A 2,390-nucleotide genomic window follows, 5' to 3' on the forward strand; every position below is an offset into this window, starting at 1 on the left:
TAAACGTAGAAGCAGTCAGCGAAGGGCAACTCCTTAAGACCATCGAAGGTTTATCAGAAACAGGCGATCACCCCCTGCAAGAAGCATGGATTGAAGCCCAGGCACCCCAATGCGGGTATTGCCAGTCCGGACAGATCATGCAGGCCGCGGCCCTGCTGGAATCGAACCCTTCCCCCTCAAAGGAAGAAATAAAATCCCATATGAACAGCGTCCTCTGTCGCTGTGGCACCTACCTACGTATTCTTAAAGCCATTGAACTTGCCGCCCAAAATCAAACCACTTCCCAAAGTTAGATCCATGCCTGAAACCAAAAAATCCATCAGCCGAAGGCACTTTCTCAAATCATCCGGGGGGGTCGCTATATTTATCGGGATGTCAGGTCTTTTGCCCCAACTGATCTCCTGCAATGACACAAAGAAAATTGAGGAGCAATTAAAAAAACAACCCCTCACGGCCTGGGTCAAAATCTCCGAAGACGGCAAGATGGTCATCTATAACCCCGCGGCCGAAATGGGGCAGGGATCTATGACTTCCCTCCCATTACTCTTTGCCGAGGAAATGGATGCGGACTGGTCCAAAGTATCTGTGGAATTCTCCCCCCAGGAAGCGGAGATCTATGGAGGCGAAGGCTGGAGGCCAGGCACTAAACTGATGTTTACAGTCGGTAGCCGTACTACAAAAAGCTATTATACCGTCATGCGTAAGGCGGGAGCCCAGGCCCGGTATGTGCTGCTACATAGTGCTGCAAAGCACTGGGAAGTCCCGGTTTCGGAATTGACCACAAACGAAAGCTTTGTAATCCATGAAGCCTCGAATCGCAAGATCAGTTACGGAGAGCTGGTCCCTTATCTGGAGATGCCCGACGTGCTCCCGGAGGTCCCGGAAGATCAACTCAAAAAGAAGAAAGACTTCCGTTTAATCGGAAAGGTAATCCCCCGAATGGAGATTCCCGCCAAGGTCGATGGCAGTGCGCAATTCGCCATAGATATCCGCCTGCCTGAAATGGTGTATGGGGTCATGGAACGTGGGAATGTACATGGGGCTAAACCAACCCTGACCAACCAACCCGAAATAGAATCCATGGACGGGGTCTTAAAAATCGTGACCCTCCCCTATGCCATTGGCGTTATTGGGAGTACCCTGGAACAGGCGCTGGATGCCAAAAAGAAGCTTGCCATTAAGTGGAGTGATTCTGAGGCGTCCGGCCATAACTCCCAGGCGGTATATGAGGACTATGAGGAAATGGCTTCAGCTCAAAACCCGGGTAAAATACTGATCGAAAAAGGAGATGTTTCCTCTGATATGAAAAAGGCCGCACGCACCTATACGGCGGACTTCAAAAATGACTACGTCTGCCACGCCCAGATGGAACCGCTCAATGCCGTCGTGCAGGTTGCCGCCGACCTCCAGAGCGCAGAAGTATGGGTGGGCAGCCAGCAAGGCCCGGACACCAAACTGGGGGTACCGACTATTTTGGGAATCCCCCCGGAAAAGGTCAATGTGCATCTGCAGTATCTCGGCGGGGGGTTTGGTCGCAGAAGTATGAATGATTTTGTGGAAGAATGCACGCTGCTCGCCCGGGAAGTTGCCCCCCGACCCCTGAAACTGATTTGGACCCGGGAGGATGACTTTACCTATGGCGCCTTTCGGCCGCTGTCCTTTCAGCGTATTGTGGCCGGCACAAATTCAGCCGGGGAACTCACCTCGTTTTCACATTGTGTTGTCGGGGATGGCGGGAATCTGGTGGCCAGCGGCGCCGCCAACGACCATTACAACATTCCCAACCAGCTGGCCGAATGGCGGGAGGCTTCCAATGGGATCCGCCTGAAGCACTGGCGGGCTGTGGGGCATGGGCCCAACAAATTTGCCATTGAATGTACCATCGATCAAATTGCCAGGGACCAGGGAATAGATTCTGTGGCCTTCCGCAGAAAGCTGATGTCCGATTCGCCACGAGCCCTGGCCACCCTGGAAAAAGCTGCCGAAATTTCCGGATGGGACGATGAAACCTTGCCGGGTCGTGCCAAAGGAGTCGCCTTTGTGGAACACGGATCTCTCGGAACAGGTATTTGTGAAATTTCCCTCGACAGGGATACAGGGGTCATCCGCGTGCATCACTTTTGGATTGCTCTGGATGCAGGCGTCGTTGTACATCCGGACAACGTCAGGGCACAGATGGAAGGAGGTATCCTGATGGGGATGAGCAGCGTCCTTAAGGAACAGATCACCATTGAAGAGGGGCGCGTACAGCAAACGAATTACAACAACTACCAACTGCTCAGGATGCAGGATATACCGGACACCGTAGAAACTTACCTCATAGACTCAGAGGTACACCCTGAGGGCGTGGGTGAGACGGCCACCCCCATGGTCGCGGGTGCCATTGCCAA

2 protein-coding genes are annotated in these 2,390 nt (G+C 53.2%); both read left to right on the top strand.

The window, feature by feature from the left end; all coding sequences use genetic code 11:
• Nucleotides 1-293 (top strand): (2Fe-2S)-binding protein (locus WBV75_RS06465; protein ID WP_424119823.1); only part of this gene is annotated, 293 nt, incomplete at its 5' end.
• A 4-nt stretch (nt 294-297) separates the two neighbouring features.
• A partial coding sequence (locus WBV75_RS06470) for a molybdopterin cofactor-binding domain-containing protein (protein ID WP_424119824.1) occupies nt 298-2,390 on the top strand: 2,093 nt, incomplete at its 3' end.

The organism is Robiginitalea sp., from assembly GCF_049588695.1.
Lineage (GTDB): Bacteria > Bacteroidota > Bacteroidia > Flavobacteriales > Flavobacteriaceae > Robiginitalea.